Source organism: Thermoplasmatales archaeon (assembly GCA_014361195.1).
Classification (GTDB): domain Archaea; phylum Thermoplasmatota; class E2; order UBA202; family JdFR-43; genus JACIWB01.
Genome location: JACIWA010000003.1, coordinates 1 through 17,119, shown reverse-complemented (window position 1 = coordinate 17,119; position 17,119 = coordinate 1). Strand labels below are relative to the sequence as shown.

Annotated in this window: 18 protein-coding genes and 1 tRNA gene; 6 read left to right on the top strand and 13 right to left on the bottom strand. The window is 35.3% G+C overall.

Annotated elements, in window-relative coordinates:
• Window positions 1-3: 3 nt before the first annotated feature.
• The 10 genes from H5T44_02555 to H5T44_02510 are packed head-to-tail and all read right to left on the bottom strand — an operon-like array spanning window position 4 to window position 8,083.
• On the bottom strand, window positions 4-357 hold the full coding sequence (locus H5T44_02555; GenBank protein MBC7081114.1) for a 4Fe-4S dicluster domain-containing protein: 354 nt from the start codon (window positions 355-357) through the stop codon (window positions 4-6).
• A complete protein-coding gene (locus H5T44_02550; GenBank protein MBC7081113.1) occupies window positions 338-790 on the bottom strand; it encodes a hydrogenase maturation protease in 453 nt (150 codons plus the stop codon). Before H5T44_02550 ends, H5T44_02555 begins: the two co-directional genes overlap by 20 nt.
• Window positions 783-2,228 carry a Ni/Fe hydrogenase subunit alpha gene (locus H5T44_02545; protein ID MBC7081112.1) on the bottom strand — a complete coding sequence of 482 codons (1,446 nt, stop codon included), beginning with the start codon at window positions 2,226-2,228 and terminating at the stop codon, window positions 783-785. Before H5T44_02545 ends, H5T44_02550 begins: the two co-directional genes overlap by 8 nt.
• Window positions 2,218-3,096, bottom strand: coding sequence for an oxidoreductase (locus H5T44_02540; GenBank protein MBC7081111.1), 879 nt, complete (start codon window positions 3,094-3,096; stop codon window positions 2,218-2,220). Before H5T44_02540 ends, H5T44_02545 begins: the two co-directional genes overlap by 11 nt.
• Window positions 3,093-3,497 (bottom strand): hydrogenase iron-sulfur subunit, encoded by a 405-nt coding sequence (locus H5T44_02535; protein ID MBC7081110.1) that lies wholly within the window; start codon window positions 3,495-3,497, stop codon window positions 3,093-3,095. The genes H5T44_02540 and H5T44_02535 overlap by 4 nt, the downstream gene beginning before the upstream one ends.
• Window positions 3,494-5,416, bottom strand: coding sequence for a CoB--CoM heterodisulfide reductase iron-sulfur subunit A family protein (locus H5T44_02530; GenBank protein MBC7081109.1), 1,923 nt, complete (start codon window positions 5,414-5,416; stop codon window positions 3,494-3,496). Before H5T44_02530 ends, H5T44_02535 begins: the two co-directional genes overlap by 4 nt.
• Window positions 5,401-5,937 (bottom strand): 2-oxoacid:acceptor oxidoreductase family protein, encoded by a 537-nt coding sequence (locus H5T44_02525; protein MBC7081108.1) that lies wholly within the window; start codon window positions 5,935-5,937, stop codon window positions 5,401-5,403. Before H5T44_02525 ends, H5T44_02530 begins: the two co-directional genes overlap by 16 nt.
• Window positions 5,934-6,743: a 2-oxoacid:ferredoxin oxidoreductase subunit beta gene (locus H5T44_02520; protein ID MBC7081107.1), complete on the bottom strand. Its 810-nt coding sequence runs from the start codon at window positions 6,741-6,743 to the stop codon at window positions 5,934-5,936. The genes H5T44_02525 and H5T44_02520 overlap by 4 nt, the downstream gene beginning before the upstream one ends.
• Window positions 6,736-7,839, bottom strand: coding sequence for a 2-oxoacid:acceptor oxidoreductase subunit alpha (locus H5T44_02515; protein MBC7081106.1), 1,104 nt, complete (start codon window positions 7,837-7,839; stop codon window positions 6,736-6,738). The genes H5T44_02520 and H5T44_02515 overlap by 8 nt, the downstream gene beginning before the upstream one ends.
• Entirely contained in the window at window positions 7,829-8,083 is a 255-nt protein-coding gene (locus H5T44_02510; protein ID MBC7081105.1) for a ferredoxin family protein, read from the bottom strand. Before H5T44_02510 ends, H5T44_02515 begins: the two co-directional genes overlap by 11 nt.
• A 327-nt stretch (window positions 8,084-8,410) precedes the next feature.
• On the opposite strand from H5T44_02510, the gene H5T44_02505 reads away from it, so the two are divergent.
• The 3 genes from H5T44_02505 (at window position 8,411) to H5T44_02495 (ending at window position 10,494) form a co-directional block, all read left to right on the top strand.
• Entirely contained in the window at window positions 8,411-9,439 is a 1,029-nt protein-coding gene (locus H5T44_02505; protein ID MBC7081104.1) for a hypothetical protein, read from the top strand.
• Window positions 9,430-9,511: transfer RNA gene (locus H5T44_02500), tRNA-Leu, on the top strand. Before H5T44_02505 ends, H5T44_02500 begins: the two co-directional genes overlap by 10 nt.
• 35 nt (window positions 9,512-9,546) lie before the next feature.
• Window positions 9,547-10,494 (top strand): hypothetical protein, encoded by a 948-nt coding sequence (locus H5T44_02495; protein ID MBC7081103.1) that lies wholly within the window; start codon window positions 9,547-9,549, stop codon window positions 10,492-10,494.
• 4 nt (window positions 10,495-10,498) lie between these two features.
• Here H5T44_02495 and H5T44_02490 read toward each other — a convergent pair whose 3' ends face one another.
• The 3 genes from H5T44_02490 to H5T44_02480 are packed head-to-tail and all read right to left on the bottom strand — an operon-like array spanning window position 10,499 to window position 13,217.
• Window positions 10,499-11,788, bottom strand: a complete 1,290-nt coding sequence (locus H5T44_02490) for an NAD(P)/FAD-dependent oxidoreductase (GenBank protein ID MBC7081102.1) — start codon at window positions 11,786-11,788, stop codon at window positions 10,499-10,501.
• Window positions 11,789-11,799: 11 nt separating this feature from the next.
• Window positions 11,800-12,798, bottom strand: a complete 999-nt coding sequence (locus tag H5T44_02485) for a UbiA prenyltransferase family protein (GenBank protein MBC7081101.1) — start codon at window positions 12,796-12,798, stop codon at window positions 11,800-11,802.
• A complete protein-coding gene (locus tag H5T44_02480) occupies window positions 12,795-13,217 on the bottom strand; it encodes a response regulator (protein MBC7081100.1) in 423 nt (140 codons plus the stop codon). Before H5T44_02480 ends, H5T44_02485 begins: the two co-directional genes overlap by 4 nt.
• A gap of 92 nt (window positions 13,218-13,309) precedes the next feature.
• Here H5T44_02480 and H5T44_02475 point away from each other — a divergent pair, with 92 nt between their 5' ends.
• From H5T44_02475 to H5T44_02465, 3 genes are all read left to right on the top strand, one after another.
• On the top strand, window positions 13,310-15,130 hold the full coding sequence (locus tag H5T44_02475; protein MBC7081099.1) for a hypothetical protein: 1,821 nt from the start codon (window positions 13,310-13,312) through the stop codon (window positions 15,128-15,130).
• 100 nt (window positions 15,131-15,230) lie between these two features.
• Window positions 15,231-15,839 (top strand): hypothetical protein, encoded by a 609-nt coding sequence (locus H5T44_02470; GenBank protein ID MBC7081098.1) that lies wholly within the window; start codon window positions 15,231-15,233, stop codon window positions 15,837-15,839.
• Window positions 15,840-15,946: 107 nt separating this feature from the next.
• On the top strand, window positions 15,947-17,119 hold a 1,173-nt coding region (locus H5T44_02465), incomplete at its 3' end, for a tandem-95 repeat protein (protein ID MBC7081097.1).

Below are 17,119 nucleotides of genomic sequence, written 5' to 3'. Positions count from 1 at the left end.
TTTTCACCCCGTATATTTTCTTGTTGCACTTACAACCGCTATCTGTGGCAACTTCTTCAATTTATTTATCTTTAAATGGTCAATATTTTTCCTGAGTTTTATAGCCCTTAAAGCCTCCATAATTTTTGTTATATCAACATTTTTTGGGCACCTTGTTCCGCATTGATAACATTGAGCACATATCCATGGAGTTTTTGAATCTATAACCCCTTCATCCCCTCTTAATATAAGCAATATGACTTGATTTGGAAGAAAATCCATCATTTCAGCCATCGGACAGCCCGCGGAGCATTTTCCGCACTGGTAGCATGCATATAGATTTTCTCCAGATAATTCTTCAACCTTTTCTGCAAGCATTTTCGTCCTCCAAAATTTTCTTAATTTTTTCAATTACATTTGGAATAGCTTTCTTTACTTCTTCAGAAATTTCTCCATAATCAATATCGCTTACTTCAATACCTATAATTTTAACTTCAGGCATTTTAAAATATTTCTTCAAAATATTGTAAGCGTTTATGAAATTTACATCATGATTTACCCTTCCTTCATACTCATCTATGCTTATTTCCTTCACATTTCCATTTCTTTCCCCTCTATATGCATCTATTATTATTGCTAGATCGTAACCAGATATCATCTCACAGATTTCTATTCCCCCCGCCATTGATTTCTCAATTTTTATATCGCTAGATATATCATCTGATATATCTTGCAACATATCAGCAACAGCAATTCCCACCCCGTCATTTCCAAGCAGAGGATTTCCAACCCCAACAACTATCTTACGCATCCCTGACCAACCTCTTATAAAGCTCTCCATTCCTATATAAGTTTATGATTGTTGGCATTCTTCCTATTGCATGGCTTGCACAGGCCATGCAGGGATCATAGCATCTGAAAGATGATTCTACTTTATTAAGCAATATATCATTCACTTCTCCGTTTTTTATAACTTTTTTTGCGGTATTTGCAACACTCATATTTATTGCAGCATTGTTATTTGTTGTTGCTACTATCAAATTAACTTTCCTTATAAGGCCTTTTTCATCTACATCATAGTGATGAATAAGAACACCCCTCGCCGCTTCAACAATTCCTATTCCCTCGCCAGTTTTTGTTGGCATACTCCTTATATCATCGCTTGTTATATCCTTTTCCTGGCAAAGATAATAAACTCTTTCAGCAGCATTTAGCATTTCTATTAAGCGGGCATGATAATATGCAAATGTTTTGTGAACAATTCCATTTTTCCTGAATTCCTTAAATTCTTTATTTGCAATTGGAGTATTCATTCCATCCGCAGAATTAATTCTTCCGAGAGGACCAACTCTATATACCCCGCTTTTTTCTCCATCAACAAATCCATGCCATCCCACCTTCTTTAAATAGGGATATTTAACATAATTCCATTTTTCAATATGCTCATCAATGTTTTCAATCAATTCATTTGGTTTAAGCTTTGCAAATTCCTTTCCAGAAGGAGAGACAATTCTTATGTTTCCATCATAATAATTGACCCTATTATCTGAATCAACAATTCCCATATAATAAGTTTTTATTTCATCAAGCCCAAGCAATTCATTCCATCTATCGCTATCAAAAACTTCTTTAAATAGGGCAATGCTTCTCTCAGCAAATGAGATGCATTTTGAAAACTTTTCCTCTATCTCTTTCCTCTCTTCTTCCTTTATTCTCTTGCTTACTCCTCCAGGAATTGCGCATACCGGATGAATTTCCCTTCCCCCGACCATCTTTATTGTCTCCATTGCATATCTCCTGTGCTTTATTATCTCAGCTCCCAACTCCAAGCCAAATTTTTTAATCAATCCTATAACATTCCTGTCCTTTTTCTCAACATCCCCGAGCAAAACATCAATTCCCCCTAGATAATAGAGATGGAGGCAGTGGTCATAGAATATATAAGCATTGTATAGCAACTCCCTGATCAGGTGCGCTGTCCTCGGCGGGGGCGCCCCGAAGGCCATGTCAAGTGCCTTTGCGGAAGCGATATGATGCGCCTCAGGGCAGACACCACATATGCGGGCGGTTATTATTGGCATATCTTCCGCTTTTCTTCCAACGCAGAATTTCTCGAAGCCCCTCAGCTCAGGAGTCTGAACTCTTGCATTGGTTACATTTCCATTTTCATCTAAAAATATGTCTATTTTTCCATGCCCTTCAAGCCTTGTTATTGGGTCAATACTAACTTTTATGCTACTAACTTTCATCTTTCAACCTCCCTTCTGGCAAAAGCTTTGCAGCTGAATATTTATAAAATGTGCCAACATAATCCTCTATCTTTTCAATTACTTCATCTTCGTTTTTATTGCTAATTATTGAAGCAATTGCAGAAATCATACTAATTCCCTGCTCCTTAATTTTTGGAATCGGACCAACACATCCAGTACATGGAATATTCGCGGTAATGCATTCCGCTTTGCAACCTCCTCTAGTTGCTGGACCCATGCATATTATTCCCTGGGCGAGGAAGCATTCCCCGCTATCCTTTTTTTCATGCCATCTGTAAATATTATCTATTTCTATTTTGTCAGGTTTGCTGTCTTTGCGTGGGCATTCATCGCATAATGCAACATTTTTTCCAAATTGCCTTCCTTGCAAAAGAGCATTCAATGCATCTTCAAGAATTGGAGTTGGAGGAGGACATCCAGGAATGGAAGCATCTATGCTCACAACTTGTTCAAGGGTTTTTAAATATGGCAAGAATTCCGGCAAATCCTCTCCCGGCACATCCTTCGAATAAACCTCTTTAAGAATTTCCTCTCTACTATATAAATTTGCAAGACCTATAACACATCCTTCAATTGCACATGAGCCATATGCAACCAATTTTTTAGATTTTTTCCTTAGCAATTTTGCAATTTTTTCATTTTCCTCTGTTCTTATTGCCCCGTTATAAAAACATATGTCTATACTTCCATCTGGCATTTTTTCCACATCTTCGTATTTGAAATCCATTGCACATGGCCAGAAAACTATCTCCACTTCTTTAAGCAAATCAAGAATTTTCTCATGCAAGCTAAGCAGTGAAACATCACATCCTCCACAACTTGCTCCCCAATACATCGCAATTTTCATTTTTTCACCAGCGGCCCAAGCTCTTTTATTTCTTTAACAAATTCTTCAACAACGCTTGCAAATTTCTTTCCTTCTGTTGCAGAAATCCACTCAATTCTTAACCTTTTTGGATTTATTCCAATTTCCTCGAGCAACCTTTTCATCATCTCAACCCTCCTCCTCGCCTTATAGTTTCCCTCCACATAATGGCAATCCCCCGGATGGCATCCTCCAATAAGCACACCGTCCGCTCCTTTCCTGAAAGCATCTATAATAAATTCCGTATCAACTCTTCCAGAGCACATCACTTTTATAGCAACAACATTTGGTGGATATTTAAATCTGCTCACTCCTGCCAGATCTGCGCCAGCATAACTGCACCAGTTGCATAGAAAGGCAACTATTTTTGGCTCAAAACTCATATTATCACCTCAATCATTTTCTCAATTTGTTTGTCTCTATAATTTTTCATCTCTATATTATTGCTAGGACAAGCTGCGGAGCATGTTCCGCATCCCTCACATAATGCGGGAATACATTTTGCCTTCCCTCCCTCCTTAACCAATGCTCCATATGGACATACACTTATGCATATTCCACATCCTGAGCAATTTTCATCAACAAAAGCAATAAGAGGATCTTTTTCAAGCCTGTCCCTGGAAATTAGGCCAAGGACTTTGCTCGCTGATGCACTCGCCTGCGCAACCGCGGAGGGTATGTCCTTCGGGCTTTGGCAACAGCCCGCAAAATATATTCCTCGAGATAATGATTCAACAGGTTTTAATTTTGGATGAGATTCCTTGAAAAATCCTCCTTCATCAACTGCAACCCTCAATTTTTTTGCTATTTCATTTTTTCCCAAGATTGCGAGAGCAAGAACCACTAAATCCGCCTTTACTTCTACTTTTCTTCCAGTTAATGTATCCACCCCGCATACAACCAATTTATCTCCTTCCCTATAAATCTTTGCAACCTTTCCTCTTATATAATTAATCCTCTCCTCCTTCATAACTCTTGAAACAAATTCTTCATATCCTTTACCCCCAGCTCTTATATCTATGTAAAATATATATGCATCTCCATCAGGAACATGATGCTTATAAAGCAATGCATGCTTTGCGGTATACATGCAGCAGATTGAACTGCAATATGGCATGTGTTGCTCATCCCTTGAGCCAGCGCACTGAATAAAAACAACTTTCTTTGCCTCTCTTCCATTACTTGGCTTTATTATTTCCCCTTTTGTTGGGCCATTTGCGGAAAGCATTCTTTCAAATTCAATGCTTGTGATTATATCTTCATCCTCTCCATAACCATATTCAATCAATTTATTTTTATCATAAAGATCATACCCAGTTGCAACAATAATTGCACCAACATCTTCCTCAATTATCTGCTCTTTCATATCATAATCAATTGCCTTTGCCTCGCATTTATCCTTGCATTTTCCACATATAAGAGGATTTAAACCGAGACAATTTTTTATATCAAGCGTGTATGTTGATGGAACCGCTTGCGGAAATGGTATATAAATTGCTTTTCTCGGCTTTCTTCCCATTTCAAATTCATTTGGAACTATAACAGGGCAGACTTTTTCACAATCCCCGCAAACAGTGCATTTATCTTCATCAACATATCTCGGTTTCTTCAGTATTTTTACATGAAAATTTCCAACATATCCACTTATATCAATAACCTCTGAATATGTGAGTAGCTTTATTTTTGGATGCCTTGCAACTGCCACCATTTTTGGGGTTAAAATACACTGCGAACAGTCAAGTGTCGGAAAAGTTTCGCTCAGCTGGGCCATCCTCCCGCCTATGCTTGGCTCTTTTTCAACTAAAATAACATTATAGCCCGCATCCGCAATATCTAAAGCACTCTGTATGCCAGCGATGCCACCGCCTATCACAAGGCATTTCTTTTCAACTGGCACAAGAATTGGTTCTAAATCCTCATTTTCCTTCAATTTTTCAATCATTGCTTTAATTATTTTTATTGCCTTGTTTGTTGCCTCCTCTCCTTCATGAACCCATGAGCAATGCTCCCTTATATTTGCCATCTCACATCTATATTCATTGAAATATTGTTTGCAGACATTTCTGAAAGTTTCTTCATGCATTGATGGAGAGCATGCTGCAACAACAACTCCATCCAAATTTTTTTCCTCAATTGCTTTTTTTATTAAATTCTGCCCTGGATCAGAGCACATATATTGATAGTCCACCGCAAATACAACACCTGGATAGTTAGCTATTTCTCTAACAACTCTTGCAACATCTACTGTGCCCGCTATATTAACTCCGCAATGACATACAAATACTCCTATTCTTTTTGCCATGCTATGCCTCTTTCATATCCCTTCATTAAAGCATTTTCATTTAGCTCACGGAATTTTTCTGGCACAGTTTCAAGAACCGCCTTTTTTATTGCTTCATATGAAACAATTTTTGTTACACCCGCAAAAAATCCAAGCATAACTATATTTGCAACAATTCTTTTTCCAAGAGATTCTGCAATTCTAGTTGCTGGTATTTTTATTGCCCCGCACCCATTCTTCAGCTTTACCAAATCTTCGTCCACTATAAGCAGGCCATCTTCTTTAAGTAATGGAGCATATCTCTCATATGCCTCCTGACTCATCACAACAAGTATATCTGGTTTTGTGACATAAGGATAATCAATTTCCTCATCATCTATTACAACATTTGAGCTCGCCGCCCCTCCTCTAGCTTCTGGCCCATATGAAGGAGTAAAAACTGCATATTTGTTGTCATATATTGCCGCCGCTTTTGCAGTTATATTGCCCATTAAAACAATTCCCTGCCCTCCAAATCCACCAAATTTTATTTCTTTCCTCATTTGCCCACCTTTTTTAGCATTTCATCAAATGTTGGTTTTTCTATGTCAACAAATTTTCCAACAATTATCCTATCATCTATATCTGTTTTATTTGGGTCTATACTATGCATTATAATGGAGTTTTCTTTATAGTATTTCATTGTATCCAATCCAGTTGGCATTTTATTATATCTTCCATATGTTGTTGGGCAAGAAGCAATAACCTCAACGAACGAAAATCCTTTTTTCATAAGCGCTTCCTTCATACTCTCTTTAAGTCTCCTTACATGCAATGCGGTCCATCTCGCAACATAAACCGCCCCGCTCGCCGCTGCAACCTTACAAAGATTGAAAGGATGCTCAAAGTTTCCATATGGAGTGGTTGTTGTTTTTGCTCCAATAGGAGTGGTTGGGCCTAGTTGCCCGCCTGTCATTCCATAATTGTAATTATTTACACATATAACTGTGATATCAACATTTCTTCTTGCAGCATGTATGAAATGATTTCCTCCTATTGCAAATAAGTCACCATCTCCACTGAATACAACTACCTTTATTTTTGGATTTGCAAGCTTTAATCCTGTTGCAAAAGGTATCGCCCTTCCATGAGTTGTATGGTAGGAATCAACATTAAGATAGCCAGCAACCCTGCCGGTACAACCTATTCCAGATACAATTGCAAGGTTATCCAAATCAATTTTACATTCTTTTAATGCATGAAGGAAGCAATTTAAAATGCTTCCTAGCCCACAGCCGGGGCACCATATATGAGGTATTCTATCCGCACGAAGATATTTATCCAAAGGATGCTCTTTTATTTCAATCATTGTAAACCTCCTTTATTTTTTCATATATTTCATCGGGCTTATGTATTTCTCCTCCCATTTTTGGCAATAAATGAACTTTTTTCCTTACACATCTCTCAACTTCAAGTTTTATCTGCCCGTAATTAACCTCAACAACCAAAAAATCCATATCCTTCATTTTTTCAAAATATTCCTCTGGGAATGGCCATATTGTCTTAAGCCTTATCAATCCAACTTTATATCCTTCATTCCTTGCTTTTTTTACTGCGGATTTGCAACTTCTTGCAGGGCCACCAAAAGAAACAAGCGCAAGCTTTGCATCATCCATCAAAAATTCTTCAATGCTCCTTATCCTTGCCTCATTATTTCTTATTTTATCGCATATTTTCCTTACAAGCCATTCCTGAACTTCTGGAGAAGTAGCCATTGGATAACCCTTCCTATCATGAGTTAATCCAGTTACATGAACCCTATATCCACCTCCACAGCATGCCATTGGAGCATTTTCATCAAACGGGAAATATGGCTTATCTGTTGGCTTTCTTCTTTCAAAAATCTCAATTTTTTCATCATCAATTATAATCTTTTCGCTTGTATGCCCAACACTTTCATCCATCAAAAGGATAACTGGGCATCTATACTCTTCAGATAAATTAAACGCCTTTATAGTCATATAAAAGCATTCCTCGGGTGTAGAAGGAGAAAGAGCAACTACTTCATAATCCCCGTGGCTCCCCCATCTTGCCTGCATCACATCTCCTTGTCCAACAAGAGTAGGCATTCCTGTGCTCGGTCCCGCTCTCTGCACATCAACAATCACACAAGGTGTTTCTGTAATCGCAGCAAGCCCTATATTCTCCTGCATCAAGCTGAAGCCTGGCCCGCTTGTGGCGGTCATTGCCTTCAGCCCGCCCCAGGAGGCGCCGAGCACCGCCGCTATTGATGCAATCTCGTCCTCCATCTGGATGAAAATTCCTCCCACTTTTGGTAGCTTTAATGCCATGTGCTCTGCAATTTCTGTTGAAGGAGTGATTGGATAGCCCGCAAAAAATCTGCAGCCCGCACGCAATGCTCCTTCTGCACAGGCAATATTTCCACTGTAAAATTTAGCTTTCATTCTCTTCCTCCATATAAATTGCAAATTCAGGACACACAAGGGCGCAGAAACCACATGCAATGCATTTATCCCTGCTTTCATCGAGCTTTGGAGGGTGATATCCTTTTGAATTGAATTCCTCGCTTTCAACCAGCACTTTTTTAGGGCAAAATTCAATACAAAATCCACAACCCTTGCATCTATCCTTTATTAAGTAAATCTTTCCATGAGGTGGTTTTAGCTCTTCTTTTGTCCAGTATTTCATTTTATTGCGATATAAAATTTGATATATAAATATTTTTCCAGCTCGAGAAAAAAAAGCTTAAATTTTTGCAAAAATGTTAATTTTTTTTCAATAAAAATTTACAAAATTATATTTTGATAAAGAGTTAAATTTAAAATCATGGTTTAAATAAAATTGTGATTAAAGAATCTTTGCTATATTAAAGAGGAGAAAGCGAATCTGGATTTTGTAAAACCAGAAATGGTGCGAGAATTATGAGAGAAGCAAGTATCCGGAAGTTAAAGGAAAATACATAAGTCGAGAAAATTTTTAGGAAAAATATTTTAATTCATTAATCCATTTTCATACATGGATTTGACAAATAATGAAAAAAAGGTTCTTTATGGAATTGTAAAATTTCCAAATTATAATGACAAGCTTTTATCAGAAAAAATTTCTTTAAAACAATCAACAGTTTCCGCCATTAGGAAAAGGTTAAAGAAAGAGGGATATTACAAGATTTTATCAGTTCCAATGCTCCAGAATTTAGGGGCGGAAATGCTTGTTTTAACCCATACAAATTTCAATCCAGTAATCCCTCTTGAAAAGAGAATAGAGATAACTGAAAAAAATATTGAGGCTTATGAAGAAATAGTATTTTCCATGGGTGAAGAAGATAAAGGATTTTCAATAAGTTTTTCAAGAAATTATACTGATATAGGAAAGATAAATGATACAAGGGCAAGAACCTTTGGAAAACTTGGATTGCTTGACAGGGAATATCCAAAAGAAGTTATATTTCCATTTGAAATAAGCAGAATTTATCGCTTTTTTACCTTTGCCCCCCTGTTGAGCAATTTATTTGATATAAATGATAAATCTCAGGATGAAAATTTGTTTAGAGTAAAGAAAGCAAACTTGAGCAAAAAGGAAGTGGAGGTATTTTGCAAATTTATTGAAAATCCAGAAACATCAATTAAAGAAATTGCTGAAGAAGTTGGTATAACTCGCCATACAGTTGGAAGAATGAAGAAAAAATTTTTTAACGAAATGATAAAATTAATAGCTGTTCCAGATTTCTCAAAAATGAATTTGAAAATTCTCTCATTTTGTCATTTAATATTTGATCCAAAATATTCTCCTGCTAATGATGAAATTAAAAAAATTATTGATGATCCAACAATATTCTTTGCCTCAAGAAATTTTGAATATGTATCAATTTCAATGCATCGTAACTATGAAAACTATAAATTACACAAAATGCAGGCTTTGCAGAAGATAAGGGAAAATGGATGGGAGGCGGAAAAATACACAATAAGGACATTCAGCACCGATAAAGCAAAGATTATTAAAGAATTAAATTTTTTACCAATAGCAATTAAGCTCCTGCGGGGGTAGCCAAGAGGTAAAGGCGCAGGGCTTAGGACCCTGTGGCGAAGGCCTTCGTGGGTTCGATCCCCACCCCCCGCATAGATAAATTAAAATAGTTGGCGATGTTTTTCTTCATGCGAGTATATGTTGGGACATTTATTGAAGATGAGATTGATGAAGTAATGGGAGATTTGAGGGGAGCGGGTGTTGGATGCGATATAAGGAATTATTTAGATGCAACGATTGAGTTAAAATATTTTGTTGAAGGAGATATAAAAGAGCTGAAAGAGAAATATAAGGAAGGGATTATTGCAGAAGCGATTTTAGATGTGGAAAAGAAGATTGAAGCTGCAAGAGAAATTTTTAAGGAAGGAATGGAAATAGAATATTTTGATAATATATTTCTTGAAAAATTCTTGCCAGAGAGGAAAAAATATGAAGAGATTAAAAAATCATTGAATATAGCGGAAATGCCTGATGGACTTAGCATCATTCCATGGATTGCTGAGCAAACAGAGGAAAAACAGAAAGAAATTATTGAAAAATTAGGAGAGGAAAATTTTAATAAATATATTCTCCAATGGCTTAAAGAATTGGATATTATAAAAGACATTCATACCCTTTTGATAAACAATGGAGTAGAGCACAGAGAAGGAAAAATGTATGGAAAAATAGCGGATAATCTTTCCATAAGGAGATATTTTGATGTAAGTGATGAAGAAGCGGATAAATTGGGTTTGAAAAAAGAATATACAATAGAGGTCTTTAAAAACTCAGATGTTTATGCAAATATGCTCGACGTTTTATATGAGATTGATAGGGTAAAGAAATTATGTGAAGAGAAACCAAGATATGGAAAACTCTTCTTTATGCTTACCTTGGTTGATGAAATATTAGGAAAATTGAAAGGGAAAAAGTTTGGTATTAATGAAATTGTTGAAGAAATGATGGAAATATATAGGAAAGATGAAGAAGGAGAGGAAGAAATATTAATTGAGGAGGAAGCAATAAAAGAAATTCTTAAAGTAATGGAGAAGGCGGAAATTATTAAGATAAAGAATGAAAAAGTTATGCCGAAATAATAAGTTATGCTAAAAGAATAGAAGAAATTAAGTTCGCGGAATCAACCGCACAATTTACTCCAACTCCTTTTGAATTAACATAATCTCCCCCAACATATAAATTTTTCAATGGTGTGGTAACATTTGGCTTTATGCAATCAATTGTCTTTGCAACTCCATCTAAATATCTTACCGCTGAATAAATATACCATTTTATTTTCTTTCCCTGGATAAGTTTTTCTAAATTTTTCTCAATTATTTTTCTCAATTCTTCCATCTTCTTTTTGCTTTTTGCTTCTTCTGGTGAGCATATTGCATAAGATTGAATTATTCCCTCTTTCTTAAAATCAATCATTCCAACAACATCATTTCCTTCAAACCCACAATTTTTTTCAATAAAAACAAATGATTTATTTTTTAAGCCATTGAAATCAACCGCGTGATATGAAACAAGGCTTGCGGTTGGCCTGAGATTTTTTATATAATTTGCCCATTCTTTTGGAAAATGCTTTTCATCTGCTATTGAAAAAATTTTTTGCAATGGAATTGTTGAAATTATTGCATCATAATATTTTTCCTCTTCTCCAGTTCTTATTCCATTTGCAATTCCATCCTCTATTAAAATTTCATCTACTTTCTCCCCAAAAAATATTTTCCCTCCCTTCCCTTCTATATATTCCTTTAACTTTTTTGATATTTCTCCCAAACCATTTTTTGGATATACAACTGGTTCACCCCCAAGCAATTCACGCTGTGCAAAAAAAAATTCGCCCGCGGAAATTTTACTCAAATCATTAACAGTTGTTACAAGACGGGGGAAAATTTCAAGAACATCTTTCATTTTCCCCTTCCCATATTTTTTGATCATCTCCTCCATTGAATTTTTTTTCATTTCCTCTATCTTGCTTTTCCTTGTTGTAAGGAGCTGTATTATTCTTGGCAACATCTTTATTTTATCATACCCGCTTAAAAATGGATAATTTATTTCCTTTCCTATAAAACCGATTTTTGAGCCAATAAATTCAACTTCTATTCCTAAATTTTTCAGCAATCTTGCACATCCACCCTTCTTTCCACCCCCAATTAAATGAAAACCTAAATCCAGCTCTTTTTCCTCATATTCTCCAGAAACTTCCAAAACAGAAATATTAAATTTCTTCAGCATTTCAAAATACTCCTCGCCCAATTTCAAGGACATTGCCCTCCCGCCCGCTATCTTTTCCTTTTCATAAATCTCCACCTCCCATCCATTTTCTGCAAGCATTGCGCCCGTTGCGAGCCCGCCGACGCCCGCGCCGATTATGCATGCCTTCATTTTCATCCCTTTTACATTTCAGGCTGGAATGGCTTTACGCCTGTTAGAGGAACAAATGCTATATACCATGATATAGGGAAAATTGCGAGAAATATGCCAAGGAAGCCAATTTTGCTTACAAGCATTATGGGAACAACCGCATATCTTATAAATGCTGCTGAGCTTATCATTTTTCTTATTTTTGCTCTATCAAATTCCTTTATGCTCAAAAATCTTATTTCAATGTAAAGAAAAGAGAGGGTTAGGAGAATAAGCAGGGAAATTTGCCATATATCATAATTTAGGCCATATATGAAAGGAATGAAAATTAAGATTGCTGAAGAGAGGCGGAGTAAAAAGCCAAATAATTTAAATGACATGGGAATGAAAATTTTATTTTTCTCTACCTTTAAACCGCTTGTCAGTGCAATGTTTTTAACACCCATAAGAAAGTCATGATCCGCATCTTTTATTCCTCCTTCAATTGCGTTCATATGCAATGTTTGCTCAAAAGTAAGAATAAAAATTATCCATGTCAGCAAATTTGGTTTATCAAAAGATAAAGCACCGAATAGAAATACAAAAGACATTGAAATTGCAACAAAAAAATCGGAGCCAGCAATTTTCTTTCCATATAAATTATATATGCTCCCTAATACACCTGCAAGAAAAATGCTTACAAATGCGGAAAATTTAAGCTCATCTATAACTTTCCCCCTCCATAATATTGTTATTGAAAGAAATGCAATTAGAACTGAAAAGAAACATACCGCTATGGCATTTTTTCTTGAAATTTCTCCACTGACAATTGGCTTACCTCTTAACTCTGGCACCAAACTATCGAGCTCAACATCCGCATAATCATTCAGAACAAAACCATATATTGCCGAAACCGCCCCGATTATAAAAAGCAGGGCAAGAGAATAAAAATCATAAACTCCAACAGATATAGCTCCAAACACAGGTGGAATTGCAAGCCCCCCAAGCCCAGGAAGCCGAATCAGCTTTGAATAAGAAAAGATCTTCTTCATGATAGGAGTTCATTTATTTTTTTAGCAAATCCGTCAAATCCTATTTCCCTTCCAAAAACATTTTTTATTCCCAGTGATTTCAACCTCTTTCCCCATTCAAGATGGGCAAATGCGGTAAATCCAACAACATTTGCATTTTTATCTATTTTCAATATCTCTTCTGTTGTTTTTACTCCATCCATTTCTTTTCCTTCAATCTGCTTTATTAAATCTTCAAACTTTCTTGATCCAGATAAATTTAAGTCCATCACTACTAAATCAGGTTTTTTATTCTTTGCCATCAACTCATTGTACATTTTCACACCCTCCTCGCCACTATAAGCAGAATAAAACTCAATATTTAATGGAGATAGATATTCCTTAATCAATTCATGTATTTCCTTTTCATCATCAATTATCAGCATTATTTTTTTCCTCATCTCGTTTTTAATGCATTGCTAATTTATAATTGTTTTGGAAAAATTTATATAATTGCAATTTATTTACATTTTGTTAGCAAAATGTGAGCAATATGAAATTAAATAAATTATTGGCAATGTTTGTTTGTATATGCATTGTTTCCTCATCTACTTGCATTTATGTAAAATCATCTTCGCTTGAGGAAAAATTATCTCGTCACTTGCCCTCTTCATTTCTTTCCCTTTTTTATTTAATTTTCCCGAAGCTTTTTGATGCAATAAAAAATATTGATAATTTGCCAGAAAAGCCAGTTCAAGATGAAAATGGGATTAAAGAGGAAAATGAAAATGATGGCGCAGGGATAGAGGAGTATAATGAAAGTGAAGAAAATGAAGTGAATACAGAAAATCAAAATGAGCCAATTCAAGGAAATGAAAGCATTGAAAATGAAATAGATGGTAATGAAGAAGAGGAAAACCAGCAAAATGAAAGTGCATCAGGAGGAAGCAATGATAGCGAAAGCATAGCTGAAGAATTTAATGAAAGTGCGCAAGAAAGCAATTATGGCAACGGGGAGGGAGAAAATGAAGAATATAATGAAAGTGAAGAAAATGAAATAGATGGTAATGAAGAAGAGGAAAACCAGCAAAATGAAAGTGCATCAGGAGGAAGCAATGATAGCGAAAGCATAGCTGAAGAATTTAATGAAAGTGCGCAAGAAAGCAATTATGGCAACGGGGAGGGAGAAAATGAAGAATATAATGAAAGTGAAGAAAATGAAATAGATGGTAATGAAGAAGAGGAAAACCAGCAAAATGAAAGTGCATCAGGAGGAAGCAATGATAGCGAAAGCATAGCTGAAGAATTTAATGAAAGTGCGCAAGAAAGCAATTATGGCAACGGGGAGGGAGAAAATGAAACCGAGGAGAATGAATACCAAAATGAGGAAAATGAAAACAATGATTTAATCGAATCGAATCAAACCAATGAGGATGAAATTGAAGATACTTATAATGAAAGTTTAGAACATGAATACTTGCTCAATTGGGGTTATCTGGTTTATATTAGCGGGGATAATGATTTATATAATTATGCAGTAAATGAGGTAAATGAATTGCTTTCCATCAACAATAGCGTAGGAATTGCAATTCTTTTTGATGGTTCACTAAACAATGATTCCGCTCTCTATATAATTATGAATAATTCTATAACAATAATTGAAAAAAATGAGCTGAATATGGGTGATGCTTCAATTTTGGAGGAATTTGTAACATTTGCTCAGGAAAATTTAAAAGCAAAAAATTATGTGATTGAATTTTGGGGGCATGGAAATGGATGGGCGGGAACATGCTTAGATAAAAGTAGCTCTGACACGCTGGAGTTAGGAGAAATTAAAAATGTATTGGAGAATAAAAATATGAGCATAATAGTTTTTTCTTCATGCCATATGGGATGCATAGAGGTTGCATTTGCTCTGAGAAATTGCTCTGAATATATGCTTGCGTGTCCTTCGGCGGTGCTTGCGACGGGCTTGCCGCATGGGGCAATTTTTGGAAGGGTTTGTGGGGATGAAAGCGTGGAGGAATTTTGCGGGATAATTTATGAGGAATATATGAGATATTATTCTTATGCTTCTCCAAAGCTCGGGATATGGAATTTGAGCATGTTTGATGAATTTATGGAGCAATTTGAATGCTTTATTGATGCGGTAAGAAATTCAAGTTTCTGGGATGCAAGAAATGAAAGCGCAATAAATACGCAATATATTGAGCTTTATTCATTTGCAAACAAGATTAATTTTAATTTGTCCTCAATTTTATATGGAAATGGTTCAATTTATTTCCCATTGCCCTTATATTATTCAAAATATTATTCTTCCACTGATTTTGCAAAAAATACGCTGTGGGATGAATTTTTGAAATCGATAAAATAAGCAAATTGATAGCAAAGTCGTAATTTTTAGTAAAATTTTTTAATTCAGTAGAAAGATTTAAATACCGTTCAATTCATTTTTAAATAGAGGCTGATAAAAAATGAAAAATGAGAAAAAAGCTGAGAGAGGGCATTCTCTCAAAAAATTGGGAATAATAGGGATAGCGATAATAATAGCGGGAGGAGTTTTGATTCCAAGGATAATAGAAGGACAAAACACCCCTACTTTAGAGGTGGCAATTGTCTCATGGAATGTTATAGGAATAGATAATAATAAGCCAGCTACACAAGGGCCGAATTGTTCAGTTGTTCAATTAAGAATATGGAATAATGGCTCTTCTAATGCAAAAAATGTTGTTGTAAATTTTAACTGGAATTCAATAAATAATTCAACTTATATTTACCTACATGGAAATGAAAGAACAACAAAAAATATTGGAATCATAGAAGCGAATAGCAGTAAGGATGTTTTCTTTGTTGTAAATATAACAAGAGATAATATAACAAGTAAAGAGAGATATACAAGAGCATTTACAATAACTGTTACAGCGGATAATGCAACTCCCGCAAATGCAAGCCAAACTTTAAGGGTTGAGGGATTACAAGAGCAGAGTCAAGACAGCTCGGAGTTTGTTTATATTTCAAATGCAAATCCTGCAATAGGGGAAGAATTTGAAGTCATGTATGGGATAATGTCACTAGGGATATAGATGAATGTGGTTTTCCATTAGAATACGATCCCGCTATAATTGAATTAGTTAATGTTACAGTTCATAAAAAAAATGAGAGTAATGATACACTAGCAACTATTCATGAGGTGTATACCAGTAATTCCTCTTTTGCAGAAGATTATCACTATGTAATTTACAGATTCCGTGCGGTTGGAAGCGGTATTGCTGATATTAATGCAATAATTCAAGATAATAAGGGAAAAAGTTATCACTATAACTCAAATTATGCAAATGTAAGTATTCCTCCAATTACTCCAAGATATCCAAACATAACAGCAAGTAAAACTGTATGGAATAATTCATATTGGGATGAATCTGTTAATGTTCGTTCTGGAGATATAGTTACTTTTAATATAACAGTGATCAGCACTGGGACAGAGAATTTATCTTATATAAATATTACAGATATATTACCAAATTCATTTAGTTATATAAATGGATCCGCTAAAAAGAATGATACACCCTTAAGTGATCCAATTCAATGGGGAAATAATATTTCATGGAATTTGACAGGGCCATTTTCAAATTCAACATGGTTTTATATTACTTTTAATGTTACTGTTAGCGGAAATGGAAATTTTACAAATTTAGCAAATGTAACCGCTGAAGGAAATATAAGCTATATTATTGTTTATGATGAAGATAGTGCATATGTTAATGTAGAAAATTCACCACCAGTTGCAATTGATGATTATTATAGCACAGATGAAGATACTACTTTAACTGTAAATGCACCTGGAGTATTAGGAAATGACTATGATGGCGATAATGATCCTTTAACTGCTGTTTTAGAAAACGGTCCATCTCATGGAACATTAACACTAAATTCAGATGGCTCATTTACTTATACACCTCATGCAAATTATAGTGGCGAGGATAATTTCACATATCAAGCATATGATGGAAAAGATTATAGCAACATTTCAACAGTTTATATCACTATAACACCAGTAAATGATCCTCCAGTTGCAAATAATGATTATTGCACAACAGATGAAGATACACCTGTTATAATAAACATATTGGAAAATGACTATGATATAGATGGAACAATAAATGCAAGCAGTGTAACAATAACCCAAAATGCATCTCATGGAAATGTAACAGTAAATGCAAATGGAACAGTAACATACCTACCAGACGCAAATTATCATGGCTCAGATTCATTCAAATATAAAGTAAAGGATAATGATGGAGCAGATAGTAATGAAGCATGGGTAAATATAACAATAAATTCAAAAAATGATCCACCAGTTGCA

Coding starts and splice junctions, on each gene's coding strand:
- H5T44_02555 (MBC7081114.1), bottom strand. CDS start 357: ATGCTTGCAGAAAAGGTTGAAGAATTATCTGGAGAAAATCTATATGCA.
- H5T44_02550 (MBC7081113.1), bottom strand. CDS start 790: ATGCGTAAGATAGTTGTTGGGGTTGGAAATCCTCTGCTTGGAAATGAC.
- H5T44_02545 (MBC7081112.1), bottom strand. CDS start 2,228: ATGAAAGTTAGTAGCATAAAAGTTAGTATTGACCCAATAACAAGGCTT.
- H5T44_02540 (MBC7081111.1), bottom strand. CDS start 3,096: ATGAAAATTGCGATGTATTGGGGAGCAAGTTGTGGAGGATGTGATGTT.
- H5T44_02535 (MBC7081110.1), bottom strand. CDS start 3,497: ATGAGTTTTGAGCCAAAAATAGTTGCCTTTCTATGCAACTGGTGCAGT.
- H5T44_02530 (MBC7081109.1), bottom strand. CDS start 5,416: ATGGCAAAAAGAATAGGAGTATTTGTATGTCATTGCGGAGTTAATATA.
- H5T44_02525 (MBC7081108.1), bottom strand. CDS start 5,937: ATGAGGAAAGAAATAAAATTTGGTGGATTTGGAGGGCAGGGAATTGTT.
- H5T44_02520 (MBC7081107.1), bottom strand. CDS start 6,743: ATGATTGAAATAAAAGAGCATCCTTTGGATAAATATCTTCGTGCGGAT.
- H5T44_02515 (MBC7081106.1), bottom strand. CDS start 7,839: ATGAAAGCTAAATTTTACAGTGGAAATATTGCCTGTGCAGAAGGAGCA.
- H5T44_02510 (MBC7081105.1), bottom strand. CDS start 8,083: ATGAAATACTGGACAAAAGAAGAGCTAAAACCACCTCATGGAAAGATT.
- H5T44_02505 (MBC7081104.1), top strand. CDS start 8,411: ATGGATTTGACAAATAATGAAAAAAAGGTTCTTTATGGAATTGTAAAA.
- H5T44_02495 (MBC7081103.1), top strand. CDS start 9,547: ATGCGAGTATATGTTGGGACATTTATTGAAGATGAGATTGATGAAGTA.
- H5T44_02490 (MBC7081102.1), bottom strand. CDS start 11,788: ATGAAGGCATGCATAATCGGCGCGGGCGTCGGCGGGCTCGCAACGGGC.
- H5T44_02485 (MBC7081101.1), bottom strand. CDS start 12,798: ATGAAGAAGATCTTTTCTTATTCAAAGCTGATTCGGCTTCCTGGGCTT.
- H5T44_02480 (MBC7081100.1), bottom strand. CDS start 13,217: ATGAGGAAAAAAATAATGCTGATAATTGATGATGAAAAGGAAATACAT.
- H5T44_02475 (MBC7081099.1), top strand. CDS start 13,310: ATGAAATTAAATAAATTATTGGCAATGTTTGTTTGTATATGCATTGTT.
- H5T44_02470 (MBC7081098.1), top strand. CDS start 15,231: ATGAAAAATGAGAAAAAAGCTGAGAGAGGGCATTCTCTCAAAAAATTG.